The following is a 25,100-nucleotide window of genomic DNA, read 5'->3' as shown; positions in this document are numbered from 1 at the left end:
CGCGACCGGCTCCCCTTGCGGGCGCTGGATCAGCTCGGCTGCTCGATCTGCTGGGAGAGGTAGTTCGCCTCGCCCAGGGTCTCGATGAGTTCCAGCTGGGTGTCCAGGTAGTCGATGTGGTGCTCCTCGTCTTCGAGGATCTCCTCGAAGAGCCGCGCGGAGGTGACGTCCCCCTTGCCGCGCATGACCTCGATCCCGCGCCTCAGGCGGTCGATCGCCTCGACCTCCACCTGCCGGTCCGCCTGGAACATCTCCGTGACCGTCTGCCCGACGCGCACGTGGAAGAGGCGCTGGTAGTTCGGCAGACCGTCGAGCATCAGGATGCGCTCGGTGATCTTGTCCGCGTGCTTCATCTCGTCGATGGACTCTTCACGCGTGTACTTGGCGAGCTTGGTCCAGCCCTTGTTGTCCTGGATGCGGTAGTGCAGCCAGTACTGGTTGATGGCGGTCAGCTCGCCGGTCAGCTGCTCGTTCAGAAACTCAAGGACCTCGGGGTCGCCCTGCATCGCAGAGGCTCCTTCCAGGCAATGTCAGCTATGTGACGGGGCAGTTGCGCGCATCCTTGCACCGCGGTCCGGGGCCGTCCAGTAAGTGCCTCCTTAGTGGGAGTTGCGATGACTTGCCGGAATCGGTTCCGTGGCTGGTCATGACCACCCTGCCCAATCTGTCACCATGGACTCATGGGTCAGCCGGAAAGCCGGGAATCTCCGGGAGCAGAGCAGCTTGAGCTCCCCCCGGGCCAGCGGTTGCAGCGGGGCTGGCCGGTCACCCACTACGGGCCCGTACCCAAGTTCAAGCCGGACCGCTGGGAGTTCCGCGTCTTCGGCGCGACGGCCGACGGCCAGAAGCACTGCTGGAACCACGAGGACTTCGCGGCCCTGCCGTTCGACTCGGTCGTGGGCGATCTGCACTGCGTCACCAAGTTCAGCATGCTCGGGGCCGAATGGGGCGGGGTGCTCGCGCGCACCGTCCTCGAACTGGCCCCGCCGGCGCCGCAGGTCACGCATGTGATGGTGTGGGCCGAGTACGGCTTCAGCTCCAACATGCGGCTGGCCGATTTCGCCTCCGAGCGGACCGTGTTCGCCACCCACGAGGGCGGCGAACTCCTCACCGCCGAACACGGGTTTCCGCTGCGGCTGGTCGTCCCGCACCTGTACGCCTGGAAGGGCCCCAAGTGGGTGCGCGGCGTCGAGTACATGACCGCCGACCGGCGCGGCTTCTGGGAGGAGCGCGGCTACCACAACGTCGGCGACCCCTGGCGCGAGCAGCGCTACTCGTACCAGGAGCAGCCGGGCGAGGGTCCCGAGCTCTAGGTCAGTGGTACCGGTGGACGACCGCGTGGCCCTTGCCGCGGCCGATCATCCACTTGTTGACCGGGGTCGTCACGACGAAGGCGATCGCGAGCGAGGCCGCCAGCGCGATCCAGAACAGCGGCTCCGAGAGGCGGGCGTCCATGGCGCCCGGCCAGAGCAGGATCACGCCGTTGTCGATCAGCTCCATGACGGCGATGGAAAGGGTGTCCGCCGCCAGCGCCACCCGGACGGCGGTGCGCGCATCCACACCCGCCGAGAGGATCCCGCGCAGGGTGAGCGCGTAGCCGAAGAGGAACGCGAGGGCGATCGCCAGGACCGTCGTCGGGAGGTTGCCCCAGCCGAGGGCGGTACCGATGACCATGCCGAGCACCTCGCCGATGGCGCATCCGGTGAGGCAGTGGAGCGTGGCCCCGGCGGCCATGCCCCAGCTCGCCCTGCCGTGATCGTGGTTCATGGGAACCCCCTGGGGACGCCTGGCTACGGTCAGTGGAGCTCCCGGAGCTCCTTCAGCAGTGCCACGTCCGCCGCGTGCCCCTCCGTGCCGCCCGGGGTCTCGATGATCAGCGGGACGCCCTCCGTCGCCGGGTGCGTGAACAGCTCGGCGAAGGCCTCCCGGCCGATGTGGCCCTGCCCGATGTTGGCATGCCGGTCCTTGTGGGCGCCGACGCCCTCCTTGGAGTCGTTCGCGTGGATCAGCTTCAGCCGGCCCTCGCCCACCGTGTCCACCAGCAGGTCCAGCGTCTGCTTGGTGCCGCCCGGCTCGGCCAGGTCGTGCCCCGCCGCGAAGATGTGGCAGGTGTCCAGGCAGATGCCGAGCTTGGGGTGGTGGTCGAGCGCCTCGAAGTACGGACCGAAGTCCCAGGTCCGCGAGCACAGCGAGGAGCCCTGCCCGGCCGTGGACTCCAGCAGCAGGAACGGGTCGTCGTCATGCGTCAGCTCGTCCAGCAGCGGCAGCATGTGCTCCCTGACCTGCGCGTACGCCGCCTCGCGCGGGCGGCCGCCGGTCGCCGAGCCGGTGTGGACGACCACGCCCAGCGCGCCGATCGCCCGGGCCCGGCGCAGCGAGTGCCGCAGCGACTCCACCGACTTCTCGACCGTCGCGACGGTGTGCGAGCCGAAGTTGATCAGGTAGGGGGCGTGCACGTACACCGGGACCGCCTCCCGCGCGCACTGCTCGCGGAACAGCTCGTCCTGCGCCGGGTTGCCGGCCGGGGTGGCCCAGCCGCGCGGATTCGCGACGAAGACCTGAACGGCCTCGGCGCCCATCTCCCGCGCGTACGCCAGCCCGACCGAGGCGAGCCCGCCCGCGACGGGGACGTGCCCGCCGACCGGATTGCGCCCGGCGGGACCGGCTTGCTCACGGAGTTCCACGTACGACTACAGCCCCTTGATCCGGATGACGATCGTGCTGCCCTCGGGGGCGTTCTGGCCGCCGGGCACCGACTGCGCGTCGATGGTGTTGCCGAAAGAGAAGAACGGCTTTTGCACCTTCACCGTGAAGCCCAGGGCCTCCAGCGCCTTGCGCGCGTCGTCCGCGCTCTGCCCGGTCACGTTCGGCACCGGGACCAGCCGCGGGCCCTTGGAGACCGTCAGCGTCACGGTGTCCCCCGCCGCCGCCTGCGCGCCCGCGGCGAGCGACTGGGCGGCGACCGTACCGGCCGCGGAGGGCGAGTTGACCTGCTCCTCGGCCGTCTCCACCTTCAGCCCGAGGTCCTGGAACGCGGTGCGGGCCTGGTCGAGCGAAGCCCCGGTCACCGAGGGCACCTGCACGGGGCGGCCCTTGCTGACGAGGATCGAGACCGCCGTGTCGGGCGCCCGCTTCTCGCCGCCCGCCGGGTCGGTGCTGATCACCGAGCCCTGCGGGACGTCCTGGCTGAACGCCTGCGAGACGACCCCGGCCTCCAGGCCCGTCTTCGCGAGCTCGGCCTTCGCCTCGTCCAGGGTGCGGTCCTTGAGGTTGGGTACGGCGACGATCTCCGGGCCGCGCGAGACGGTCAGCACCACCGCGCCGTTGCCGCGGATCCGCTTCCCGCCGCCCGGGTCGGTGTCCATCACGGTCCCGCGGTCGAAGGTCTCGCTGAACTTCCGGTCGACCCGCTTCACACCGAGGCCGGCCGACGACAGGTCCGACTTCGCCTGCGCCTCGGTCTTGCCGAGCAGGTTCGGGACCTTGGTGAACTGGCCGGAGTTGATGTACCAGACGCCGCCGCCGATACCGAGCGCGAGCAGGACCGCGGCGACCAGGAGGAACACGCCGCGGCGCCGGGGCCGGGGGGCCGGGGCCGAGCCCCGCCGCCGCGCCTCCTCTTCCTGTTCCTGGGACTGCGTCGGCGACGTCGGCGGGAGCAGCATCCGCGAGGTCTGGTTCATCGGCTCCGGCGGCTCCGCAGCCCGGGGGATCACACTCGTACGGTCCTCGGTCGCGTTGTGCGTCTCGGCGCGCGCCTGCGGCGGTACGGCGTCCAGCTCGGCGTTGCCGAGCCGGGCGCGGGCGTCGAGGGTCAGGCCCAGCAGGGACGCGGCGTCGTACGGGCGCAGCTCCGGATTGCGGGCGGTGGCCCGCGCGACGAGCTCGTCGAGGACGACGGGGAGCCCGGGGACGGTCGCCGACGGGGGCGGGACGTCCTCGTGGAGGTGCTGGTAGATCACCTGGGCGGGGTTGCCGCCGGTGTGGGGCTTGGAGCCGGTGAGCATCTCGTAGAGCACGACGCCACAGGCGTAGACGTCCGCGCGGGTGTCGCTGACGCCGCTCTCGATCTGCTCGGGGGCGAGGTAGGAGACGGTGCCGAGGACCGACCCGGTGGTGCTGGTGACGGAGTCGACCGAGCGGACCAGCCCGAAGTCCGCGACCTTGACCCGGCCGTCGTCGCCGATCAGGACGTTCTCGGGCTTCATGTCGCGGTGCACGAACCCGGCGCGGTGCGCGGCGCCCAGGGCCGCGAGGACCGGCTCCAGGATGTCGAGCGCGGCCCGGGGCTGGAGCGCGCCGCGCTCGCGGAGCACGTCGCGCAGGGTGCAGCCGGAGACGTACTCCATGGCCAGGTACGTGTACGGGCCGTCGGTGCCCTGGTCGAAGACGCCGACGACGTTCGGGTGCGCGAGGCGGGCCACGGACTTGGCCTCACGGATGAAGCGGTCGACGAAGCCGGCGTCGGCGGCGAGCGCCGGGTGCATCACCTTCAGGGCCAGGACGCGGTCGAGGCGGGTGTCGAGGGCGCGGTAGACCGTGGCCATGCCACCGGCCGCGATGCGGGCGTCGACGCGGTAGCGGCCGTCGAGCACGCGCCCGGCGAGGGGGTCATCCAGGGTCGTATCCACCCGGCGATTCTACGAGCGCACGCAACCCTCCCGACCAGCATCCCGCCCCTTGCGGCGCAGCTGTGACGCACCCCTCGTCCCCGGCGGGGTCAGAAGGCCGGGCGTTCCGGGTCCAGAACGGCGCGTCCCTCGGCCGGGGAGGAGGCCTCCGCGAAGCGGCGCTGCGGGATGCGGCCCGCGCGGTACGCCAGGCGTCCCGCCGACACGGCGTCCCGCATCGCCGCCGCCATGAGCAGGGGGGACTGGGCCCGTGTCACCGCCGAGGCCAGCATCACGCCCGCGCACCCCAGCTCCATGGCGAGGGCCGCGTCGGACGCCGTGCCGGCCCCCGCGTCCAGGATCACCGGGACCCCGGCCCGCTCGCGGATCAGCTCGAAGTTGTGGGGGTTGCGGATCCCCATCCCGGACCCGATCGGGGACCCCAGCGGCATGATCGCCGCGCAGCCCACGTCCTCCAGCTTCCGCGCGAGCACCGGATCGTCGTTCGTGTAGGGCAGCACCGTGAAACCGTCGTCCACCAGCGTCTCCGCCGCGTCCAGCAGCTCCACTCCGTCCGGCAGCAGCGTCCGCTCGTCGGCGACGACCTCCAGCTTGATCCAGTCCGTCCCCAGCGCCTCCCGCGCCAGCCGCGCCGTCAGCACCGCCTCGCCGGCCGTGAAGCAGCCCGCCGTGTTCGGCAGGACCGCGATCCCCAGCCGGTTCAGCACCGACAGGACCGAGCCCTGCACCGTCGGGTCCAGCCGGCGCATCGCCACCGTCGTCAGCTCGGTCCCGGACGCCACCAGCGCGCGCTCCAGGACGTCGAGGCTCGGTGCCCCGCCGGTCCCCATGATCAGGCGGGAGGAGAAGCTCCGGCCTCCCAGTTCGAAGGCGTCGTCCGCCATCGCGCTCAGCCCCCCTGCACGGCGGTGAGGATCTCGACCCGGTCGCCCTCGCCGACCGGTGTGGCCGGCCACTGGCCGCGCGGGACCACGGTCTCGTTCAGCGCCGCGGCGACGCCGGCCGGCGCCGCGGTCAGGGTGGCGACCACCGCGTCGAGGGTGGTGCCGGCCGCGATCTCGCGCGGCTCGCCGTTGACGGAGATGGTCATGCGTACGACTCCTGACGTGCCGGGGCGAAACGACCCGGGGTGAAGGGGCGGGCGATCTCCGGTACCGCGCCGGTGGTCAGCAGCTCCGCCATCACATCGCCGGTGAGCGGGGTCAGCAGCACCCCGTTGCGGTAGTGCCCGGTGGCCAGGTGCAGCCCCGGCAGGGCGGTCGGCCCGAGCAGGGGGGCGTTGTCGGGGGAGCCGGGCCGCAGCCCCGCCCGGGTCTCGGCCAGCGGGAGTTCGGTGATGCCGGGCACCAGTTCGTGGGCGTCGCGCAGCAGCTCGTACACCCCGCCGGCGGTGACGGTGGTGTCCCAGCCGAGTTCCTCGCTGGTGGCGCCGACGACGAGTTCGCCGTTCTCGCGCGGGACCAGGTACACGTGGCTGCCGCGCACGACGGCCCGTACGGTGCGCGACAGGAACGGCCCGTACCCGGCCGGCACGGTCAGCCGCAGCACCTGCCCCTTCACGGGCCGCACCGGCGCCGCCACCTCCGGCGGTACGCCGGCCAGCCGGCCGCTGAGCGACCCCGCGGCCAGCACCACCTGGTCGGCGCGGAGCACCGCGGCGTCGTCGAGCCGTACGCCGACCGCCCGGCCGGCGGCGGTGAGCAGCCGCTCCGCGCTCGCCCGGCGGATCTCGACCCCGGCGCGCTCGCAGGCCGCCAGCAGCGCGGCCGCCAGCCGGCGCGGGTCGACCTGGTGGTCGCCGTCCACGCGCAGCCCGCCGCGCACGCCCGGGGCCAGCATCGGCTCCAGGCGGCGGCACTCGCGCCCGGTGAGCCACTCGGACTCCAGGCCGCAGCGCCGCTGGAGCGCGTGCAGCTCGCGCAGGTGGAGCCGGTCGTCGGCGTCGAGGGCCACGGCGAGGGTGCCGCAGGCGCGGTAGCCGATGTCCATCCCGCCGCTGGCGTCGGCGAGTTCGGCGGCGAAGTCGGGGTAGCGGGCGGCGGAGGCGAGGTTCAGCCCGAGCAGGGTCTCCTCGCCGTAGTGCAGTTCGGTGACGGCGGCGAGCATGCCGGCCGCGACCTGCGCGGCGCCGCCTCCGGGCGCCGGATCGGCGAGCACGGTGCGCAGTCCGCGCCGGGCCGCCCGCCAGGCGGTGACCAGCCCGATGATCCCGCCCCCGATGACGAGGACGTCGGATCCCCCGTCGGATCCCTTCCGAGATGAGTGCATGGGCGTCCAGCCCCTCCCTTCGCCGGCATGACCCGGATCAGGTTCGTACGGTCGGAGGCCGCCCAGCCTCCCTCTCAGCCCGGTACGCCCGGACTCCCGCGATAGGTTCGGTGGCCAGACTAACCCCGGCGCCGGTGCCGGGTAAGGCTGCCTCCCCGGCCACTGTTCCTGACGAAGCGTCAGTTGATTAGGGTGGGCCGGGTGAGCGAGCAGACGGAACAGACTCAGGGCGGCGTCGTCATCGTCGGCGCCGGAATGGCCGGGGTGCAGACCGCGGTCGCGTTGCGGGAACAGGGGTGGACCGGCCGCGTGACGCTGCTGGGCGCCGAACCGCACCAGCCGTACGACCGGCCGCCGCTGTCGAAGGCGGTGCTGCTCGGGAAGGCCGAGGACTCCGCGTTCGACGTGGACTTCGAGGGCCTCGGCATCGAGCTGCGGCTCGGCGTCGAGGTCACCGGCCTGCGCGGCGCCGAGCGCGAGCTGGACACGGAGGCGGGACCCGTCCCGTACGAGGTGCTCGTGCTGGCGACGGGCGCCGAACCGCTGACCCTGCCGGGCGCGGAGGGCGTCCCCGGCGTGCACCTGCTGCGCACCCTGGACGACGCGGCGCGGCTGCGCCCGGTGCTGGCGGCGGCCCCGGCGATGGTGGTCGTCGGGGCGGGCTGGATCGGCGCCGAGTTCGCCACGGCCGCGCGCGAGGCGGGCTGCGAGGTGACGGTCGTCGAGGCGGCGGACCGGGTGCTGGCGGGCGCCCTGCCCGCGGAGGTCGCCGCCCCCATGGCGCGGTGGTACGAGGAGGCGGGCGCCACGCTGCTGACCGGGGCGCGGGTCGCCGCGGTGGAGGCGGGCCGGGTCCTGCTGACCGACGGCCGCGCGCTGCCGGCGGGCGCGGTGGTCGTCGGCATCGGGGCCCGGCCCGCGACGCGCTGGCTCGCGGGCTCGCAGGTCGAGCTCGGCCCCGACGGCTCGGTCACGGCGGACGCGTACCTGCGGACCACCGCGGCCGGGGTGTACGCGGTCGGCGACTGCGCCTCCTTCCCGTCGGGGCGGTACGGGGCGCGGCTGCTGGTGCACCACTGGGACAACGCCCTCCAGGGGCCCCGGGTGGTCGCGGCGAACGTCCTGGGCGGCGGGGCGGAGCGCGTCTACGACCCGGTGCCGTACTTCTGGTCGGAGCAGTTCGGACGGTTCGTGCAGTACGCGGGCCACCACGGCGACGCCGACGAGCTGGTGTGGCGCGGCGACCCGGCCGGCGAGGCCTGGTCGGTGTGCTGGCTGCGGGACGGGGCGCTGGCCGCGCTCCTCGCCGTGGGCCGCCCCCGCGACCTGGCCCAGGGCCGCCGGCTCATCGAGGCGGCCACCCCCGTCGACCCGGCGCGGCTCGCCGATCCGGCCGTCCCCCTGAAGTCCGCCACCCTCGGCTGAGCTCGCCGGGGAAGGCCCTGAACAGGGGCCCGGAACCCGGACGGGGTGGTCCAGGTACCGGCGGGGAGTCCGAGATGGCAGGCTTGTGCCCGTGACCGAGATTGACGCAAAGATCGATGCCCTTGTCCCCGACTGGCTGTACCTCCCCGACATCGCGGAGATGCTCGACATCGAAGTGACCCGGGTCCGCCAGCTGGTCAAGGAAGGTCAGCTGCTCGCCGTACGCCGGGGCGAGAACCGTTCGCTCCAGGTGCCCGCCCCCTTCATCGACGGCGACAAGATCGTCAAGGGCCTGGTCGGCCTGCTGACCGTGCTCCGCGACGACGGCTTCTCCGACGAGGAGATCCTGGAGTGGATGTTCACCCCGGACCCCACCCTGCCCGGCACCCCCGCGCAGGCGCTGAGCGAGAATCGCGGCACGGAGGTGAAGCGCCGCGCTCAGGCGCTTGCCCTCTGACCTGATCCGCATCCGCTCCACCGCGGTGTACGGGCCGAGCGCGCGGGCCCGTACGCCGCCACCACCCCGGGGGGTACCCATGCAGCAGCTGTCCGACGCCCGGCTCTACCTGTGCACGGACGCCCGCAAGCGGCAGGGCGACCTCCCCGAGTTCCTCGACGCCGTCCTCGCCGGCGGAGTGGACGTCGTCCAGCTCCGCGACAAGGGCATGGAGGCCGGCGAGGAACTCGAACACCTGCGGGTCTTCGCCGACGCGGCCCGCCGGCACGGCAAGCTGCTCGCCGTCAACGACCGCGCCGACGTCGCGCACGCCATCGGCTCCGACGTCCTGCACCTCGGCCAGGGCGACATCCCGGTGCCCGCCGCCCGCGCCATCCTGGGCGAGGACCTCCTCATCGGGCGCTCCTGCCACGCCGAGTCCGAGGTCGACGCCGCCGTCGCCGAGCCCGGCGTGGACTACTTCTGCACCGGCCCCTGCTGGCCCACCCCCACCAAGCCCGGCCGCCACGCGCCCGGCCTCGGCCTCGTCCGGTACGCCGCCTCGCTCGCCCAGGACCGGCCCTGGTTCGCGATCGGCGGCATCGACGGAACGAATCTGGACGAGGTGCTCGACGCGGGCGCCACCCGCATCGTCGTCGTCCGCGCCCTCACCGAGGCCTCCGACCCCGGCGCCGCCGCCGCCGACCTGGCCAAGCGCGTCCGCGCCCGCCTCCCGTAGGACCGCCCGCCCGCTCCCCGTAGGTGTCCAAAAACGTGTCCAATGGGTGGACGTCGCTTCGGCGTGCGCCGGGCCGCGTCTAACCTGCCGGTATGGCCCTTGGTACCGCTTCCACCTGGTCGGATCGTGCGCACACGGTCCGCGATCTCCTCGCGTCCGGGAGCTCGTACTCGTTCGAGTTCTGGGCCCCCAAGACCGAGAAGGGCGAGCGCAACCTCTGGGAAGCCCTGCGCCGGGTCGAGGCGGTGGCCCCGAGCTTCGTCTCCGTCACCTACGGAGCCGGCGGCTCCACCCGCGGCGGCACCGTCCGCGCCACCGAGCAGATCGCCGCGGACACCACGCTGACCCCCGTCGCCCACCTCACCGCCGTCGACCACTCCGTCGCCGAGCTGCGCCACGTCATCGGCCAGTTCGCCGACGCCGGCATCCGCAACATGCTCGCGCTGCGCGGGGACCCGCCGGGCGATCCCATGGCGCCCTGGGTGAAGCACCCCGAGGGCGTGGACTACGCCGCCGACCTGGTCCGTCTCCTGAAGGAGTCCGGCGACTTCTGCGTCGGGGTCGCCGCCTTCCCCGAGATGCACCCGCGCTCGGAGGACTGGGACACGGACATCCGGCACTTCGTGGACAAGTGCCGCGCGGGCGCCGACTACGCGATCACCCAGATGTTCTTCCACCCGGAGAATTATCTGAGGCTGCGCGACAGCGTCGAGAAGGCGGGCTGCGAGACCCCGATCATCCCCGAGGTCATGCCTGTTGTGGGGATCAAGCAGCTCGACCGGCTGCCCCAACTGAGCACCGCCGTCTTTCCCGACGCCGTGAAAGAGCGGATGCTCGCGGTCAAGGACGATCCGGCCGCTGTACGCTCCATTGGCATCGAGTTCGCCACGGAGTTCTGCGCGCGGCTGCTGTCCGAGGGAGTCCCGGGACTGCACTTCATCACGCTGAACAATTCCACGGCGACTCTGGAGATCTACGAGAACCTGGGCCTGCACCAGCGGGCCTGATCGGCCGTACGTACCCGTGGGCGGCCGTATCGAGAGGGGCGGGGCCACGCATGGGAATGACGGTCCTCTACATCGCGTTCGGCTTCGTCGCGCTGTGGCTGCTTGCCGAGGTCCTGATGCAGTACAAGGCCCGGCTGCGCTGGCGCCTGCTCGCCTTCGCCGGCTTCGTCGGCGTGGTCGCCGGGGTGGTGCTGCCGTCCGTGCTGGTCATCGCGGCCGGAGCGGCCGCGTTCGCCGTCGGCCAGACCCTGGTGACGCTGTCCTTCCGCAAGGGCTTCGTGGCCGGCTGGGCGCTGCGCCGCGGCGGTGAGCCCGTACGGCAGACCCGGCGCCGCCGCGCCGGCGGACCGCGCCCCGGGCCTTCGCTGAAGGTCACCGCGCTGGAGTACGGCCCCGGCGACGACCCCGCGGAATCCGGCGCCGCGGCCGACGCGGCCGACCAGGCCGACCCCGACGCGGAGAGCGTGTTCGGTGTGAAGTCCCCGGAAGCCGAGGCGGTCTACAGCCCGCAGCCGCTGCCCGAGGACACCGGCTCGTACGGGATACAGAGCTTCGCCCCGACCGCCGACGCGAGCCGGACGGCGCCGTTCGCCTCGCCGTTCACCACGGCCGAGCAGGACGCCCACCAGTACGCCTACTACGACCCGCAGACCCAGGGCCAGGGCCAGGGTGGCTACGACTACGGCAACGGCTACCCGGCCGGCGAGCAGCAGGTCTACGCCGCCTACTCGGACCCGTACATCGGCACCGGGGGCGGCGTCGCCCCCCAGCAGCCTTACTACGACGGCGGGTACGCCGCCCCGTACGCGGGCCAGGCCCCGGACCCGTACGCGCAGCAGCAGTACTCCACGGACACCCCGCCCGGCGGCGTGTGGGTGCCGCAGCAGCGGGACGCCGCGCAGCCCTACCCGGGCGAGTACCAGCAGGACCAGCAGGACCAGCAGGACCAGCAGGGCCAGCAGGGCCAGCAGGGCCAGCAGGGCCAGCAGGGCCAGCAGCAGGGCTACGGCTACCCGTACCAGGGCGGCACCGGGGAGTACGGGCAGTACCGCTACTGAGCGGTCCTCACTGGGAGCCGCGGAAGCCGGCGCCCTCCACGATCAGCCCGGCCACCAGGGCCCCGGTCATCCCGGCGTGCGCGAGCCCGCCACCGGGGTGCGCCCAGCCGCCCGCCAGGAACAGACCGGGCAGGGCGGTGGCGTTCGCCGGGTGGAGCAGCCGGCCCCCGGCTCCCGCGACCGACGGCGGGGGCACCGCGCCGCCCACCGCTCCCGTGGCCCGCGCGACATCGGCGGGGGTGCGCAGCTCCTGCCACAGCAGCCGCTCGCGCAGCCCCGGCACGGCCCGCCCGGCGGCGGCGAGGAGCGCCTGCGCGTAGCGGGCCGTCAGCGCCGGGTCCGACCAGTCCAGCACCCCCTCGGGGGCGCACACGGCGCTCACCGTGACGGCCTCGTGGTCCGCGTCGGGCCGGGTCGCCGGGTCGTCGGGCCGCAGCACCGTCACGGTGGGGGGTGCGGTGTGCTCCCCGGCGAAGGCGGCCCGGGCCTCGGCGGCGAGTCCGGGGGAGTGGACGACCGTGCGGTGCGCGGCGTCGGCGGGGCGGGCGCCGCGCAGGGCGAGGAAGAGGGTGATCCGGCTGGGCACCCCGGGCCCCCGGGCGGGGACGGCGCCGGCCGGCCGCGGCACGGAGGCGGGCGGCAGCTGCCGCGGGTCGATCCCGCAGACGACGAAATCGGCGGGGACCTCGGCGCCGTCGGCCAGCAGCAGCCCGGCCGCCCTGCCCTCGCGGACCAGTACCTCCCGGACCGCGGCGCCGAACTCGAAGGTGACCTTGCGCTCCAGGCAGCGCTCGTACACGGCGGTGGCCAGGGCGCGGATGCCGCCTCGTACGTACCAGCTGCCGAAGGTCTGCTCCATGTACGGGAGGACCGTCGCGGCGGCCGGGGTGGCGCCGGGGGCCAGGCCGTGCGCGAGCACCGGGCTCTCCAGCAGGCCTGCGAGCCTTCCGCCCAGCTCCCGCTCGGCCACCTCGGCGAGGGTCGGCGGCCGGCGGCGCAGCAGCCCGCTCCCGCGCAGCGCCGGGTACGGCTCGCGGCCCAGCACCCGCCAGTCGGTGCGCAGCGGCTCCTCCAGCAGCGGGCGGCGGGTGGCGTCCCAGGCGTCGCGGGCACGGCCCAGGACGGCGCTCCAGCGCCCGCCCGCGCCCGCGCCGAAGGCCCGGTCGAGGACGGCCTCGGCGCCGCCGCGCGAGACGTTGGGGAGGGTGGCCTCGCTGCCGTCGGGCAGCAGGTGCCGGACGGCCGGATCCACCTGGACCAGCTCGACGCACTCCTCCAGCGGCCGCTTGCCGGTCTTCACGAAGAGGTCGCGGTAGACGGCTGGCAGGTGCAGCAGCCCGGGGCCCGTGTCGAAGGCGAAGCCCTCGCGCTCGTACCGGCCGACCGAGCCGCCGTAGGTGCTCCCGCGCTCGTACACCGTCACCTGGTGGCCCGCCACGGCCAGCCGGGCCGCCGTCGCCATCGCGCCCATGCCGGCGCCGATCACCGCAATTCGTGCCATGCGGCTGAGCCTATCGACCGGGAGGGGCCGGGATCGACCCAGGTCAGCGGGGTGGCGCCGGACCGATCCCGGTGGTCCCGGCCGTCCCGGCGGACTCGCGGGCCTCGGCGGCGAGGTGCCGCTCCTCGCGGCGCTGGGCGCGGCGGCGCAGGAAGCGGCGGATCCGGGCCCACAGGAACACCAGCGTGGCCAGGCCCAGGGCCAGCAGCACGGCCGCGATGATCGCGGCGACCTGCGGGTTGAACATCGCGAAGGTGACGATGCCGGCCACGCCGAGGTCCTCGGCGAGGCTCATGCCCACGTTGGTGAACGGCTCTGGCGAGGTGTTGATCGCCATCCGGGTGCCGGCCTTGACGAAATGGCTGGCCAGGGCCGTGGAGCCACCGACCGCCCCGGCCGCGATGTCGGAGAGCGAGCCGCTCTGACCTGCCAGCAGCGCACCGATCACGGCACCGGCCAGCGGCCGGATCACGGTGTGGAGGGCGTCCCATATCGAGTCCACGTACGGAACCTTGTCGGCCACCGCCTCGCAGAGGAACAGGACGGCCGCGACGATCAGCACGTCGGTGCGTTGCAGCGACGCGGGGACGTCGTCGGTCAGTCCGGTCCGGCCGAAGATGCCGAGCAGGAGGACCACGGCGTAGGCGTTGATCCCGCTGGCCCAGCCACTGGTGAAGACCAGGGGGAGCACACTCACCTGATCATCATGCCGCAGAAGGGGGCCTGAAGACACGCATGAGGGGACGGCCGCCGCAGGGCAGCCGTCCCCTCATCGAAATCCGTAGGCCCTACTGGCCGTGTTCGTCGCGGCGGCGCTGCCACCGCTCCTCGATCCGGGTCATCATCGACCGACGCTGCCGGTTCTGGCCGTGGCCCGAACCGCTTGCACTACCGGAGACGGGCTGCTCGCCGGGCTTGGGTGCCTTGCGCCAACCGGTGACCACGAGAACCGTGCATCCCAGCATGACGAGGAATCCCACCACGCTGATCCAGAGCACGCTCTGCCAGATCACGCCGGTCATGAGGAGCGCGATACCCACCACAATGCCTGCGACTGCCATGTAAACCCGACGCCGGGTGTACGTGCGCAGTCCGCTACCCTCAAGCGCTGTCGCGAACTTGGGATCTTCGGCGTACAGCGCTCGCTCCATCTGCTCGAGCATTCGCTGCTCGTGCTCCGAGAGCGGCACGGGAGTCCTCCTCATCCGTCGGTCGCGGGGGGAGCGACCAGGGGTCCCCTTCAGGATAGGCGGGGAATCGCCCCCGTGATACCCGCCCTCGACGCCACGCTCTGAAAAAGCACCGCGGCGATCCGTACCGCCGGAAAGGCGCGGTCACTGAGGCGCTTATTCCCCAATGGCCCGGCCGCCATGCCGGTCGGTGTCCTCGATCATACGGGTCCGACCGGCTCGGCGGAGGGTGTACGGCTGACTCGGTGCGCTACAGCGCCGCAGATCAGGCGGGCTTCTCGCCAAGGACGTGCAGTTGCGTGGCGACCGCGTGGAAGGCGGGGAGCTCGGCCGCGGCCTCCTCCAGGCGCAGCAGGGCCTCGACCGCGCCGGGCTCGGTGTCGACCAGGACCCCGGGTACCAGGTCGGCGAAGATCCGCACGCCGTGCACCGTGCCGACCTCCAGGCCGGCGCCCCCGACCAGCTCGGTGAGCTGCTCGGCGGTGAAGCGGCGCGGCACCGGGTCGCCCGTGCCCCAGCGGCCCGCCGGGTCGGTCAGCGCGGTGCGCGCCTCGGTGAAGTGGCCGGCCAGCGCGCGGGCCAGCACGGCCCCGCCGAGACCGGCGGCGAGCAGGCTGAGGACGCCGCCGGACCGCAGCGCCGCGAAGGCGTTGGCGACGCCCTCGGCCGGGTCGTCGACGTATTCCAGCACGCCGTGGCAGAGCACCACGTCGTACGCGTCGCGCTCGACGACATCCAGCAGGCCCTGGGCGTCGCCCTGGACGCCGCGCACCAGGTCGGCGACGCCGGCCTCGGAGACCCGGCGCTCCAGCCCGAACAGCGCGTTCGGGCTGGGGTCGACCACGGTGACGCGGTGACCCAGCCGGGCCACCGGGACGGCGAACTTGCCGGTGCCGCCGCCGGTGTCCAGCACGTCGAGCACATCCCGCCCGGTCGCCTTCACCCGGCGGTCGAGGGCCTCCTTGAGGACCTCCCACACCACAGCGGTGCGAAGGGAGGCACGGGGGCGGGAAGTGTCCGACACGGCTGATGGCTCCTCGGCGCGGTAAGGGCGAGCGGTACGGGCCCCACCCTATTGCCTCGGGCTGCCGGGGATCTCATCCCGCGTCCGGACGCTCCGGGCGGGGCTGCGGCAGGGCCGGGGCGGACACCGGCCGGAGCGCGAGCATGCGTTCCACCAGGCGCAGGAACATCGCGACTTCGCGCACCAGGTCGTCCGCCTCCCGCGCGGTCGCCGCACCCGGTATGCCCGCCTCGGCACGGGCCCGGCGGGCGGCGCCGGACGCGAACAGCGCGCTCCACTCCGTCAGCTCCGGTGCCGTCTCCGGCAGTACCTCCCAGGCGGGCCGGATCCGGGGCCGCCGGCGCGGGTTCACCGGCTCGGGCCGGCCGCGCGCGGCCAGTACGGCCGCGGCCGCGCGCAGCGCCGCGAGGTGCGCCGTGGCGTACCGCTCGTTGGGGCCGGGCAGTTCCGCCGCCTCGGCCAGACCGCAGCGGGCCTTGGCGAGGAGATCGAGGGCAGCCGGTGGGGCCGCCGACTTCCGCGGGACGGGGTGGACAGGGGACGGGGACGGTGTGGCCATGACGAACCTCCTGTCGATGCGTGGTGCTGTCGCTTGTGCCGTGTAGTGCCTCTTGCTCGTCGTGTGGTGCCTTGTGCGGTGTTGCGTGGATCCATCGTGACGTGCCCCACTGACAATCGCTCTGACCTGTGGGTTTGTCGTGTCTGTCCGAGTAACTACCCCCCACCGCGCGCCGGATGCGCCGGAAGGTGCTAGTTTTTGAACTGACCAGTCAGTTCAAAAGGGAGGGGACGGCGTGGACAGCCCGCACGGTGCGGCCGTCAAAGCCGAGGACTTCGGACTCAAGGGCCCGCGCGGCTGGGTGTTCCGGAACATCGCGATCGATGCGGCACCCGGCTCGATCGCCGCGGTCGAAGGCCCCTCGGGCAGCGGCCGGACCTGTCTGCTCCTTGCCCTCACCGGCCGGATGAAACCCACCGCGGGCCATGCCGAGGTGGGCGGCCACCGGCTGCCGAAGAAGATGGCCGCGGTCCGCAGGATCGCCGCCCTCGGCCCGGTCTCCGGCGTCAACGACCTCGACCAGGCGCTCACCGTCGCCGAGCAGCTGCGCGAGGGCGCCCTGCTCCAGCGCCGCTACGAGGGCCCGATCCGCGCCCTGCTCCGGCCGCGCGGCGAGCGCCGCGCCTCCGCGGCAGCCCGGATCGAGGAGGCCCTGGCCGTCGCCGGCCTGGACCTCGCGACCCTGCCCAAGGGGCCCCGTACCTCCGTACGCGACCTGGAACGCCTGGAGTCCGTACGCCTGTCCGTGGCCATCGCGCTGCTCGGCGACCCGCGGCTGCTGGCCCTCGACGACCTGGACCTCAAGCTCTCGGACGCCGAACGCGCCGAGGCCTGGTCCCTGCTCCGAGCCATCGCCGCGCGCGGCACCACCGTCTTCGCGGTGTGCAGCGAGGCACCGCAGGACATACCGGTGGTCCGCACCGGAACCCCGGCCAAGACGCCGGACGCGAAGCCGGACTCGGCGCCGGCCGCCGAGACGGACGCGAGGCCGGAAACGGACGCGAAGCCGGATGCGAAGCCGGACACGAACACGAAGACGGACGCGAAGCCGGAATCGGACGCGGAGCCGGACGCGGAGCCGGACACGAACGCGAAGACGGACACGAACACGAAGGGGACGGACGATGCGCTCGCCGAAGCTCGCCGCGCTTGAGCTGAAGCGGTTCGGGCGGGGAAAGCTCCCCCGGGCCGCCCTCGTCGCGCTGCTCCTGCTGCCGCTGCTCTACGGCGCGCTGTACCTCTGGTCCTTCTGGGACCCGTACGGCCGCCTCGACAAGGTGCCCGTCGCCCTCGTCAACTCCGACCAGGGCGCCACCGTGGACGGCAAGCACCTCGACGCCGGCGGTGAGATCACCAAGAAGCTGCGCGACAGTCGGACCTTCGACTGGCGCGAGGTCAGCGCCGCCGAGGCGGCGAAGGGCCTGGAGGACGGGAAGTTCTACCTGTCCCTGACCATGCCCGCCGACTTCAGCGAGAAGATCGCCTCCAGTTCCGGGGACGACCCCACCACCGGCGCGCTCCAGGTCCGCACGAACGACGCGAACAACTACGTCGTCGGCTCGATCTCCCGCACCGTCTTCTCCGAGGTCCGCTCGGCGGCGTCCAAGAACGCCTCCCGCGGCTTCCTCGACAAGATCTTCGTGAACTTCTCCGACCTGCACGACAAGACGGCCGAGGCCGCCGACGGCGCCGACCAGATCAAGGACGGGGCCGGCAAGGCCCAGCAGGGCGCCAAGGACCTCGCCGAGGGCCTCGACACGGCCGAGGAGAAGTCCGACGAGCTCACCAGCGGGCTCAGGAAGCTGGGCTCGGGCGCCGCACAGCTGAAGACCGGAACGCGGGGCATCGCCGACGGCACCCAGAAGCTCGCCGACAAGATGGACGGCGTCGCGGGCAAGGCCCGCCCCTTCGTCCAGGACCCCAAGCAGCTCGCGGACACCGCCGTGCTGGTCGCCGACACCGCCAAGGTCACCCGCAACCACCTCGACAAGCTCGCCGAGAAGGCACCGGCCGTCGCCCGCATCTCGCAGCTCCTCGCGACCCGGACCGCCGCCGACTACAACGAGGCGTGCGGCCCCGGGACCAAGCTGTCCCCCGCCCTCTGCGAGCGGTTGAAGAAGACCAAGGAGGTCGCCGCCGAGGGGGCCCAGCTCAGCGGCGACGTCAACGCCCTGGTCAAGGGCTCGGGCGGGGACATCGACAAGCTCCGCAACCAGCTGACCGAGCTGGAGAAGGACGCCCGCGAGCTCGCCGTGAAGGCCCCCGCGCTCAAGTCCGACCTCAACACCGCCGTCAGCCAGGTCAACGCCCTCAACGAAGCCGCTCACAAGGTCGCCTCCGGCATGGCCACGCTCCACACCGGTCTGGGCACCGCCACCAGCGGCTCCGGCAAGCTCGGCGAGGGCGTCGGCAAGCTCGGCGACGGCGCGCACACCCTCCAGGGCGGCATGTTCAAGCTCGTGGACGGCAGCGGCACCCTCGCCGACGGCCTGCACGACGGTGCCGGCAAGATCCCGGACTACGACGAGAAGCAGCGCGACGCCCGCACCGAGGTCATGGCCGACCCGGTCAAGCTCGCCAACCAGTCCCTGCACAAGGCGCCCAACTACGGCACCGGCTTCGCCCCGTACTTCATCCCGCTCTCCCTCTGGGTCGGCGCGATGGTCGCGTACATGCTGATCGCGCCGATGAACAAGCGGGCCCTGGCCGCCGGTGCCTCGCCCTGGCGGATCGCCTTCGCGGGCTGGCTGCCCGTGGCCGGCCTCGGCGCCGCGCAGGTGGCCATGCTGATGTCCGTACTGCACTGGGGGCTCGGCCTGGACATGGCCCGGCCGGCCCTGACCATCGCCTTCCTGATGCTGGTCACCGCCTGCTTCGCGGCGATCGTGCAGTGGCTCAACGCCAAGTTCGGCGCGGCCGGGCGGATCCTGGTGCTGGCCGTCCTGATGCTCCAGCTGACCTCGGCGGGCGGTACGTACCCCGTTCAGACCAGCCCGGGCTTCTTCAACGCGATCCACCCGTACCTGCCGATGTCGTACGTCGTCGAGAGCCTGCGCAAGCTCATCACGGGGGGCGATCTCGGCCCCGTGTGGCAGGGCTGCGCGGTCCTGACGGCCTTCACGATCGGCGCGCTCGCCCTCACCGCCCTCGCCGCCCGCGGCAAGCAGGTGTGGACGATGGACCGGCTGCACCCGGAACTGAGCCTGTAAGGAGGCGTTGACCTGTGAGAATCAGCGCCATGGAAAGCAGCAGCACCGGTACGGGTACCGGCAGCGGCCGTCGTCAGGCCACCCGGCAGAAGCTCTACGAAGCGGCTGTCACCCTCATCGCGGAACAGGGCTTCTCGGCCACGACGGTCGACGAGATCGCCGAGCGGGCGGGGGTCGCCAAAGGCACGGTGTACTACAACTTCGCCAGCAAGACCGACCTCTTCGAGGAGCTGCTGAGGCACGGGGTCGGTCTCCTGACCGAGTCCCTGCGGACGGCGGCGCAGGAGACGGAGGCCCGGGGCGGGACCCGCGTGGAGGCGCTGGACGCGATGATCCGGGCGGGCCTCGTGTTCATCGACCGGTATCCGGCCTTCACGCAGCTGTACGTCGCCGAGCTGTGGCGCACCAACCGGGCGTGGCAGTCCACGCTGATGGTGGTCCGGCGGGAGGCGGTGGCGGTGGTGGAGACCGTGCTGCGCGAGGGGGTCGAGCGGGGCGAACTCAGCCCCGAGATCGACGTGCCGCTGACCGCTGCCGCGATGGTGGGGATGGTGCTGGTCGCGGCGCTGGACTGGCAGTCGTTCCAGAGCGAACGCTCCCTGGACGACGTGCACTCGGCGCTGTCGCTGCTGTTGCGGGGCCGGGTGAGCGGAAGCCGGTGAGGTACCCCCGGTCGGCGGTGCCGCGGGGGTGGTGGGGGCGCGTAGAACTGAGTACCCGTACCTAGGCGCGGAAATGAGTACGCGTACGGATGGGCTCCCACCTGCGGAAACAGCAGACTGGGGGACGACGGACAGGGGCCCTCGGGCCGCACCGCGGACACGGGGCCGCGGAGCGGCCCAGGGCCTCGTCCCTCGCCGGGAAGTTGTACGGGGGCCCGGCTACGCGAAGACGCCGGGCGGTGAGGCTCCAGGGGGAACGAGCCTCACCGCCCGGCGTTTCCACGTCCGCACCCGATTCAGCCTCGCCGGCGTTTGAGGCGCGGGTCTGGGCGGAGCCCAGGGAACGGTGGAAGGGCGGGTAGGGGACAGCCCCGCAGGGCGGTTGCCGGGGGCCAGCCCCCGGACCCCCGGTCCTCAAACGCCGGACGGGCTGGAACCGCCGCCGGACCGGGGTGCCGGCGAGGCCGGCGTTGCCCGGCGGGGCCGGGAGCTGCCGGCGAGCCCGGGGCGCCAACGGTGTCGGGGCTGCCGGCCGCGCCGGGGGTCAGCCGCGGTGGCGGAGGGGGAGGCGTGGGCGGATGGCGGAGAGGCGGGTCGCGGCCGCCGCGGAGGCGGCGGACCAGCGGGCCGACGCCGCCCAGACCACCCGCGCCGCGGACCGCGGCGCCAGCCGCGCCCGCAGCCGCGCCGCCCGAGACACCCCGGCCAGCAGCCCCGCGCGGGCCAGCAGGACGTCCTGCGCCAGCCCCGGGTACGCGGCGTCCGCCCCCGCCGGGGCGTACAGCGCCCGCTCCACGGCCCCGCCGACCCGCCGCACCGCGTCGGTCGCGTCCGGCTCCAGCCGCCCCAGCTCCACGATCCGAGCCACGGCTCCCCGGGGCGACAGCGACTCGTCGGGGGCGATGCCCACGTCCCACGCCGCGTCTCCCAGCTCCCGCCAGGCGGACAGCACCGACCCGGCGGCCAGCCGCCGCCCGCGCACCCGGGTCCGCCACAGCATCGGCAGCATCGGCAGCCCGAGCAGCGCCACCCCGCCCGCGACCCAGCCCAGTACGGCGAGCACGGACGGCCCGCCCGCACCCGGACCGGCCGCCTGCGCCGACGCCGGAGCCCCGCACTCGCCCAGCTTCTTCAGCTCCGGCGGGCAGTCGTCCGCCTTCGACGGGGCCGCGTTCGGCTCCGTCGCGCTCGCCGACGGCAGCGCCGACGGCGCGGACGGCCGGCTCGACGGGGTCTGCGCCTGGCTGTAGTCGGGGATCGAGATCCCGGAGCGCGGCGTCGGCTCGAACCGGGTCCAGCCGACGCCCTCGAAGTACAGCTCCGGCCACGCGTGCGCGTCCCGCATCGAGACGTTCCACGTGCCGTCCGACTGCCGCTCGCCGGGGGTGAACCCGACCGCCACCCGCGCCGGGATCCCGAGCGACCGGGACATCGCCGCCATCGAGAACGCGAAGTGGATGCAGAAGCCTTCCTTGTCCTCAAGGAAGCGGGCCACGGCCTGCGGCCCCGTACCCGAGGCGGTCCGTGTGTTGTACCGGAACCCACCGCTCACGGCGAAGAAGTCCTGGAGCTTCACCGCCCGCGTGTAGTCGTCCTTCGAGCCCTGCGTCACCTTGCGGGCCGTGTCCGCGACGACCGGCGGGAGGTTGTCCGGCAGCTTCGTGTAGTCGGCGCGGATCGCGTCGCCCGGCGCGGGCGCGCTCTGGAGCTGGCGCACCGTCGGCCGCAGCATCATGCTCCGCACCGTGTACTGGGCGCCCTGCACGTTCTGGAACTTGTCCTTGCCGAGCTGGTCACCGACCAGGGTCCGGCCGGCCGGCTCGAACCGCCACTTCCCGCCGATGTCCACCCCGGTCGCCGGGTACGGCATCGGCAGGTAGCGCTGTACGTAGGTGTCGGCCGCCGAGAAGGTGGTGCGCACCTCGCTCGCGCCGGCCCGGACCTGGTCGCCCAGCCCCGGCGGGTTCGGCATCCGCGCCGGGACGTCGCTCAGCGGCCGCCCGGAGGCCTCCCACTTGACGCCGTTGAACTCGTCCAGCGCCAGGATCCGTACGTACTGGTCGGCGACCTGGGTGCTGTCCGTGCGGTACTTGAGCACCACCCGGTTGTCCTGCGCGTTCAGGCTGCTCTGCAGCGAGACCAGCGGGTTGACCGCCGAGATGGTGCCGCCGCCCGCGCCGCTGCCGTCGGCGTCGCCGGTGCCCCGGCCGCCGATCAGCCCGTCACCGAGCGCCGGCAGGGCCATCGGCACGGCCAGTGCCAGGCCCAGCGCCACCACACCGATCCGCCGCCCGGTGCGTACGGGCGCCACCGCCTGGCCGCCGGCCGCGCCGCCCCCGTACCCGGAGGCGGCCGAGACCCGGCCGCGCGGGGCGGCGCCGAAGACCCGGCCCCACTGGGCGAGCCGGTCGCGGCCCTCGGCGAGCAGGAGCAGCAGGTAGCCGGTCCCGGCCAGCAGGAACGAGAACCAGGTGCCGGAGTCGTCGGTGGCCAGCCCTGCGGCCACCGAGTACAGCGCGAGCAGCGGCAGTCCGGCCGCCGCGGCCGTGCGCAGCGTCACCGCCAGCATGTCCACGAGCAGCCCGACCAGCAGCACCCCGGCGAGCAGCAGCAGCTGGATGCCGTCCGTCAGCGGCGCCGGTATCGCGAACTCGCCGACGTCCCGGACGCCCTGCCCGAACAGCGCGCCGAAGTCGGTCACCAGGTAGGCCAGCGGCCCGTTCCCGGTGGACTCGCCCCGGCCCGCGAACAGGAACACGAGGATCAGCAGCGACACCAGCAGCTGCGCGGCCACGGTCAGCGACCGCGCCAGCGGCACCCGCCGGGCTCCCGCACCCACCGCCGCCTGTACGGCGAGCAGCGCCGCGGCCTGCGCGATCCAGCCGCTCGACTCGACCAGCCCGGCCAGTGACCAGGAGGTCAGCAGCGTCGCCAGCGCCGCGAAAACCGTCAGTCTCGCCCGCCCGCTCATCCCCAACCTCCGGAAGTTCCCGTGCCGAGCGGAGCGTTCCCGGCCTGCCGCCACAGCTCGCCGAAGGCCACCCCGGGCGGGGCGGCCAGGGCCGTCCAGCCCGCGTCGCGCAGCCTGCGCAGCCGTTCCTGGAGCGGTGGCAGCGCGGTCTCCCGCGCGGGCCGCCCGGCCCAGGTCTCGGAGTCCAGTACGAACGCCACGGCGCCGGCGGCCCGCTGGCGCATCCTCGCCACCAGCTCCGTCTGTACGTCGTCGAGATCGCCGAAGAAGCCGACGAGGAGCCCGTCGGAGCCGGCTCCGCCGAGCGCCCCGCCCGCGCCGCGTATCGCGTCGTGGGCCCGCGACAGCCCGGCCCCGTCGGAGTGGCCGACTACCGCGAGGGTGTCCATCATCAGCCCCGCGGCCACGGCGGACTCCTGCCCGCCGGAGGAGCCCCCGTTGAAACCGCCGCCGCCCTCGCCGCCGGGCATCGAATCGCCGGTGTCGGTGAGCAGCCGCACCGAGAAGCCCTGCTCCAGCAGGTGCGTCAGCGTCGAGGCGGCCCCCGAGACGGCCCATTCGAACGCGGAATCCGGTCCGGCGCCCTCGAAGGCGAGCTGCCGCGTGTCGAGCAGGACGGTGGCCCGGCTGCGCTGCGGCTGCTCCTCGCGGCGCACCATCAGCTCGCCGTAGCGGGCGGTGGAGCGCCAGTGCACCCGGCGCAGGTCGTCGCCGCGCCGGTAACCGCGGGGGATCACGTCGTCGTCGCCGGACAGGGCCAGCGAGCGGCGGCTGCCGTCGCCGTAGCCGGAGGACTCGCCGGTGAGGCGGACCGCGGGCAGGGCCTCGGTGCGCGGGATGACGGTGAGGGTGTCGTACGCGCTGAAGGAGCGGGTCAGCTCGACCAGGCCGAAGGGGTCGGACAGGCGCAGCTGGAGCGGGCCCAGCGGGTAGCGGCCGCGCAGGTCGGAGCGGACCCGGTAGGAGACCTCGCGGCGCCCGCCCGGCTCGACCCGGTCCAGGACGAAGCGGGGCCGGGGCCCGAGGACGTAGGGCACCCGGTCCTGGAGCATCAGCAGGCCGGTCGGTACCCGCGAGGTGTTGTCCATCCTCAGCTGCACCCGTGCCTCGCCGCCCGCGGACACCCGGGTCGGGGTGAGCCGGCGGCTGCCGGTGACCCGGTGGCGGGTGCGGTGCAGGGCGAGGACGCAGATCAGCGGCAGCGCCGCGAGCAGCAGCCCGACCCGCAGGAGTTCCTCCTGGCCGAGGACGTAGGCGCACACGGCGGCGGCGATCCCGGCGGCCACGAAGGAGCGGCCGCGGGTGGTGAGCCCGGACAGGGACGAACGCAGCCCGCCGGCGGGCCGGCCCTCGCCGCCGGCGCCGCTCGGGGCACCGGCGCTCATCAGAAGCCCCGGGTGCCCGCGCCGGGCGGCATCTCGCCGCGGGCGTGCGCGGCCGGGACGGGGGTGCGCTGGAGGATGTCGTGGACGACCTGCTCGGCGGTGCGCCGGTTCAGCTGGGCCTGCGCGGTGGGCAGCAGCCGGTGCGCGAGGACGGGGGCGGCCAGGGCCTGGACGTCGTCGGGCAGTACGTACTCGCGGCCGGCGAGGGCGGCGGAGGCCTTCACGGCGCGCAGCAGGTGCAGGGTGGCGCGCGGCGAGGCGCCGAGGCGCAGGTCCGGGTGGGTGCGGGTGGCGGAGACCAGGTCGACGACGTAGCGCCGGACGGGCTCGGCGACGTACACCTCGCGGACGGCCTCGATGAGCTTCACGATGTCGTGCGCGTGCGCCACGGCGGTGAGGTCGTCGAGCGGGGAGAGCCCGCCGTGCACGTCGAGCATCTGGAGCTCGGCCTCGGGGCTCGGGTATCCGACGGAGACGCGGGCCATGAAGCGGTCGCGCTGGGCTTCGGGGAGGGGGTAGGTGCCCTCCATCTCGACCGGGTTCTGGGTGGCGACGACCATGAACGGGCTGGGCAGCGTGTAGGTGGTGCCGTCGATGGTGACCTGGCGCTCCTCCATCGACTCCAGCAGCGCGGACTGGGTCTTGGGGGAGGCGCGGTTGATCTCGTCGCCGATGACGATCTGCGCGAAGATCGCGCCCGGCTTGAACTCGAACTCGCGGCGCTGCTGGTCGTAGATGCTGACGCCGGTGATGTCCGAGGGCAGCAGGTCCGGGGTGAACTGGATGCGCTGCACCGAGCAGTCGATGGACTTGGCGAGCGTCTTGGCCAGCATGGTCTTGCCGACGCCGGGGACGTCCTCGATGAGCAGGTGGCCCTCGGCGAGGAGCACGGTCAGCGCCAGGCGGACGACCTCGGGCTTGCCCTCGATCACGCTCTCGACCGAGTGGCGGACCCGCTCCGCCGTGCTGGTCAGATCCGCGAGGCTCGCTCTGTCGTCGTACGTCGTCACCTGGTTCTCCTCGGCCCTTCCTCAG

24 protein-coding genes and 1 riboswitch are annotated in these 25,100 nt (G+C 73.4%); of the genes, 9 read left to right on the top strand and 15 right to left on the bottom strand.

What is annotated here, in order from left to right; translation table 11 throughout:
* Nucleotides 1–29: 29 nt before the first annotated feature.
* Nucleotides 30–506 carry a bacterioferritin gene (bfr, locus tag IE248_RS17760; RefSeq protein ID WP_037791515.1) on the bottom strand — a complete coding sequence of 159 codons (477 nt, stop codon included), beginning with the start codon at nucleotides 504–506 and terminating at the stop codon, nucleotides 30–32.
* 174 nt (nucleotides 507–680) lie between these two features.
* Between bfr and IE248_RS17755 the strand changes: the two genes are divergently transcribed.
* Nucleotides 681–1,313 carry a sulfite oxidase-like oxidoreductase gene (locus IE248_RS17755; protein ID WP_037797461.1) on the top strand — a complete coding sequence of 211 codons (633 nt, stop codon included), beginning with the start codon at nucleotides 681–683 and terminating at the stop codon, nucleotides 1,311–1,313.
* Between the two features lies 1 nt (nucleotide 1,314).
* Here the strand turns inward: IE248_RS17755 and IE248_RS17750 are convergent, their stop codons facing one another.
* The 6 genes from IE248_RS17750 to thiO form a co-directional block, all read right to left on the bottom strand.
* Nucleotides 1,315–1,767: a DUF4396 domain-containing protein gene (locus IE248_RS17750; protein ID WP_190031131.1), complete on the bottom strand. Its 453-nt coding sequence runs from the start codon at nucleotides 1,765–1,767 to the stop codon at nucleotides 1,315–1,317.
* A 29-nt stretch (nucleotides 1,768–1,796) separates the two neighbouring features.
* Entirely contained in the window at nucleotides 1,797–2,684 is an 888-nt protein-coding gene (locus tag IE248_RS17745; protein WP_190031130.1) for a deoxyribonuclease IV, read from the bottom strand.
* 6 nt (nucleotides 2,685–2,690) lie between these two features.
* Nucleotides 2,691–4,631, bottom strand: a complete 1,941-nt coding sequence (pknB, locus tag IE248_RS17740) for a Stk1 family PASTA domain-containing Ser/Thr kinase (RefSeq protein WP_190031129.1) — start codon at nucleotides 4,629–4,631, stop codon at nucleotides 2,691–2,693.
* A gap of 89 nt (nucleotides 4,632–4,720) precedes the next feature.
* Nucleotides 4,721–5,515, bottom strand: coding sequence for a thiazole synthase (locus IE248_RS17735; RefSeq protein ID WP_008738750.1), 795 nt, complete (start codon nucleotides 5,513–5,515; stop codon nucleotides 4,721–4,723).
* A 5-nt stretch (nucleotides 5,516–5,520) separates the two neighbouring features.
* Nucleotides 5,521–5,721, bottom strand: a complete 201-nt coding sequence (gene thiS, locus IE248_RS17730) for a sulfur carrier protein ThiS (protein WP_073798971.1) — start codon at nucleotides 5,719–5,721, stop codon at nucleotides 5,521–5,523.
* Nucleotides 5,718–6,899 (bottom strand): glycine oxidase ThiO, encoded by a 1,182-nt coding sequence (gene thiO, locus IE248_RS17725; RefSeq protein ID WP_008738748.1) that lies wholly within the window; start codon nucleotides 6,897–6,899, stop codon nucleotides 5,718–5,720. The genes thiS and thiO overlap by 4 nt, the downstream gene beginning before the upstream one ends.
* Nucleotides 6,897–7,009: riboswitch (TPP riboswitch) on the bottom strand. It overlaps the preceding gene by 3 nt.
* A gap of 91 nt (nucleotides 7,010–7,100) precedes the next feature.
* Between thiO and IE248_RS17720 the strand changes: the two genes are divergently transcribed.
* From IE248_RS17720 to IE248_RS17700, 5 genes are all read left to right on the top strand, one after another.
* Nucleotides 7,101–8,324, top strand: a complete 1,224-nt coding sequence (locus tag IE248_RS17720) for an NAD(P)/FAD-dependent oxidoreductase (RefSeq protein ID WP_190031128.1) — start codon at nucleotides 7,101–7,103, stop codon at nucleotides 8,322–8,324.
* A 91-nt stretch (nucleotides 8,325–8,415) separates the two neighbouring features.
* Nucleotides 8,416–8,781: an Rv2175c family DNA-binding protein gene (locus IE248_RS17715; protein ID WP_008738744.1), complete on the top strand. Its 366-nt coding sequence runs from the start codon at nucleotides 8,416–8,418 to the stop codon at nucleotides 8,779–8,781.
* 79 nt (nucleotides 8,782–8,860) lie between these two features.
* On the top strand, nucleotides 8,861–9,499 hold the full coding sequence (gene thiE, locus IE248_RS17710) for a thiamine phosphate synthase (protein WP_008738743.1): 639 nt from the start codon (nucleotides 8,861–8,863) through the stop codon (nucleotides 9,497–9,499).
* Nucleotides 9,500–9,591: 92 nt separating this feature from the next.
* A complete protein-coding gene (metF, locus tag IE248_RS17705) occupies nucleotides 9,592–10,506 on the top strand; it encodes a methylenetetrahydrofolate reductase [NAD(P)H] (protein ID WP_073774454.1) in 915 nt (304 codons plus the stop codon).
* Between the two features lie 50 nt (nucleotides 10,507–10,556).
* Nucleotides 10,557–11,564, top strand: a complete 1,008-nt coding sequence (locus IE248_RS17700) for a hypothetical protein (RefSeq protein WP_190031127.1) — start codon at nucleotides 10,557–10,559, stop codon at nucleotides 11,562–11,564.
* Between the two features lie 7 nt (nucleotides 11,565–11,571).
* Here the strand turns inward: IE248_RS17700 and IE248_RS17695 are convergent, their stop codons facing one another.
* The 5 genes from IE248_RS17695 to IE248_RS17675 form a co-directional block, all read right to left on the bottom strand.
* Nucleotides 11,572–13,065, bottom strand: a complete 1,494-nt coding sequence (locus IE248_RS17695) for a phytoene desaturase family protein (RefSeq protein ID WP_190031126.1) — start codon at nucleotides 13,063–13,065, stop codon at nucleotides 11,572–11,574.
* 43 nt (nucleotides 13,066–13,108) lie between these two features.
* Nucleotides 13,109–13,762, bottom strand: a complete 654-nt coding sequence (locus tag IE248_RS17690) for a DUF4126 domain-containing protein (protein WP_047960549.1) — start codon at nucleotides 13,760–13,762, stop codon at nucleotides 13,109–13,111.
* Nucleotides 13,763–13,853: 91 nt separating this feature from the next.
* Nucleotides 13,854–14,255 carry an SCO2097 family morphological protein gene (locus IE248_RS17685; protein WP_008738733.1) on the bottom strand — a complete coding sequence of 134 codons (402 nt, stop codon included), beginning with the start codon at nucleotides 14,253–14,255 and terminating at the stop codon, nucleotides 13,854–13,856.
* 265 nt (nucleotides 14,256–14,520) lie between these two features.
* Nucleotides 14,521–15,279, bottom strand: coding sequence for a methyltransferase (locus IE248_RS17680; RefSeq protein WP_008738728.1), 759 nt, complete (start codon nucleotides 15,277–15,279; stop codon nucleotides 14,521–14,523).
* A gap of 73 nt (nucleotides 15,280–15,352) precedes the next feature.
* Nucleotides 15,353–15,838 (bottom strand): SAV_6107 family HEPN domain-containing protein, encoded by a 486-nt coding sequence (locus IE248_RS17675; protein ID WP_008738727.1) that lies wholly within the window; start codon nucleotides 15,836–15,838, stop codon nucleotides 15,353–15,355.
* A 235-nt stretch (nucleotides 15,839–16,073) separates the two neighbouring features.
* Between IE248_RS17675 and IE248_RS17670 the strand changes: the two genes are divergently transcribed.
* Genes IE248_RS17670 through IE248_RS17660 form a run of 3 tightly spaced genes read left to right on the top strand, consistent with a single transcriptional unit; the run spans nucleotide 16,074 to nucleotide 19,709 of the window.
* Nucleotides 16,074–16,991 (top strand): ATP-binding cassette domain-containing protein, encoded by a 918-nt coding sequence (locus IE248_RS17670; RefSeq protein ID WP_190031125.1) that lies wholly within the window; start codon nucleotides 16,074–16,076, stop codon nucleotides 16,989–16,991.
* Entirely contained in the window at nucleotides 16,963–19,047 is a 2,085-nt protein-coding gene (locus IE248_RS17665; protein WP_100583250.1) for a YhgE/Pip domain-containing protein, read from the top strand. Before IE248_RS17670 ends, IE248_RS17665 begins: the two co-directional genes overlap by 29 nt.
* A 29-nt stretch (nucleotides 19,048–19,076) precedes the next feature.
* Complete coding sequence (locus tag IE248_RS17660; protein ID WP_037791502.1) at nucleotides 19,077–19,709, top strand: TetR/AcrR family transcriptional regulator; 633 nt, start codon at nucleotides 19,077–19,079, stop codon at nucleotides 19,707–19,709.
* 544 nt (nucleotides 19,710–20,253) lie between these two features.
* Here IE248_RS17660 and IE248_RS17655 read toward each other — a convergent pair.
* The 3 genes from IE248_RS17655 to IE248_RS17645 are packed head-to-tail and all read right to left on the bottom strand — an operon-like array spanning nucleotide 20,254 to nucleotide 25,075.
* The gene (locus tag IE248_RS17655) at nucleotides 20,254–22,680 is read right to left on the bottom strand and encodes a transglutaminase TgpA family protein (RefSeq protein WP_190031124.1); all 2,427 of its coding nucleotides are present in this window, start codon (nucleotides 22,678–22,680) and stop codon (nucleotides 20,254–20,256) included.
* Nucleotides 22,677–24,065 (bottom strand): DUF58 domain-containing protein, encoded by a 1,389-nt coding sequence (locus IE248_RS17650; protein ID WP_190031123.1) that lies wholly within the window; start codon nucleotides 24,063–24,065, stop codon nucleotides 22,677–22,679. Before IE248_RS17650 ends, IE248_RS17655 begins: the two co-directional genes overlap by 4 nt.
* The gene (locus IE248_RS17645; RefSeq protein WP_008738714.1) at nucleotides 24,065–25,075 is read right to left on the bottom strand and encodes an AAA family ATPase; all 1,011 of its coding nucleotides are present in this window, start codon (nucleotides 25,073–25,075) and stop codon (nucleotides 24,065–24,067) included. Before IE248_RS17645 ends, IE248_RS17650 begins: the two co-directional genes overlap by 1 nt.
* Nucleotides 25,076–25,100 lie beyond the last annotated feature (25 nt).

This window comes from Streptomyces goshikiensis, from assembly GCF_014650555.1.
Taxonomy (GTDB): Bacteria; Actinomycetota; Actinomycetes; order Streptomycetales; family Streptomycetaceae; genus Streptomyces; species Streptomyces goshikiensis.
Note: the sequence above shows the minus strand (reverse complement) of the source record. Positions and strands in the feature narration are given on the sequence as shown.

What these genes read in the sequence shown, in the direction of transcription:
- IE248_RS17665 (WP_100583250.1), top strand. Translation starts at nt 16,963, where the DNA reads ATGCGCTCGCCGAAGCTCGCCGCGCTTGAGCTGAAGCGGTTCGGGCGG.
- IE248_RS17655 (WP_190031124.1), bottom strand. Translation starts at nt 22,680, where the DNA reads ATGAGCGGGCGGGCGAGACTGACGGTTTTCGCGGCGCTGGCGACGCTG.
- thiO (WP_008738748.1), bottom strand. Translation starts at nt 6,899, where the DNA reads ATGCACTCATCTCGGAAGGGATCCGACGGGGGATCCGACGTCCTCGTC.
- IE248_RS17695 (WP_190031126.1), bottom strand. Translation starts at nt 13,065, where the DNA reads ATGGCACGAATTGCGGTGATCGGCGCCGGCATGGGCGCGATGGCGACG.
- IE248_RS17735 (WP_008738750.1), bottom strand. Translation starts at nt 5,515, where the DNA reads ATGGCGGACGACGCCTTCGAACTGGGAGGCCGGAGCTTCTCCTCCCGC.
- IE248_RS17750 (WP_190031131.1), bottom strand. Translation starts at nt 1,767, where the DNA reads ATGAACCACGATCACGGCAGGGCGAGCTGGGGCATGGCCGCCGGGGCC.
- metF (WP_073774454.1), top strand. Translation starts at nt 9,592, where the DNA reads ATGGCCCTTGGTACCGCTTCCACCTGGTCGGATCGTGCGCACACGGTC.
- IE248_RS17660 (WP_037791502.1), top strand. Translation starts at nt 19,077, where the DNA reads ATGGAAAGCAGCAGCACCGGTACGGGTACCGGCAGCGGCCGTCGTCAG.
- IE248_RS17700 (WP_190031127.1), top strand. Translation starts at nt 10,557, where the DNA reads ATGGGAATGACGGTCCTCTACATCGCGTTCGGCTTCGTCGCGCTGTGG.
- thiE (WP_008738743.1), top strand. Translation starts at nt 8,861, where the DNA reads ATGCAGCAGCTGTCCGACGCCCGGCTCTACCTGTGCACGGACGCCCGC.
- bfr (WP_037791515.1), bottom strand. Translation starts at nt 506, where the DNA reads ATGCAGGGCGACCCCGAGGTCCTTGAGTTTCTGAACGAGCAGCTGACC.
- IE248_RS17755 (WP_037797461.1), top strand. Translation starts at nt 681, where the DNA reads ATGGGTCAGCCGGAAAGCCGGGAATCTCCGGGAGCAGAGCAGCTTGAG.
- IE248_RS17650 (WP_190031123.1), bottom strand. Translation starts at nt 24,065, where the DNA reads ATGAGCGCCGGTGCCCCGAGCGGCGCCGGCGGCGAGGGCCGGCCCGCC.
- thiS (WP_073798971.1), bottom strand. Translation starts at nt 5,721, where the DNA reads ATGACCATCTCCGTCAACGGCGAGCCGCGCGAGATCGCGGCCGGCACC.
- IE248_RS17675 (WP_008738727.1), bottom strand. Translation starts at nt 15,838, where the DNA reads ATGGCCACACCGTCCCCGTCCCCTGTCCACCCCGTCCCGCGGAAGTCG.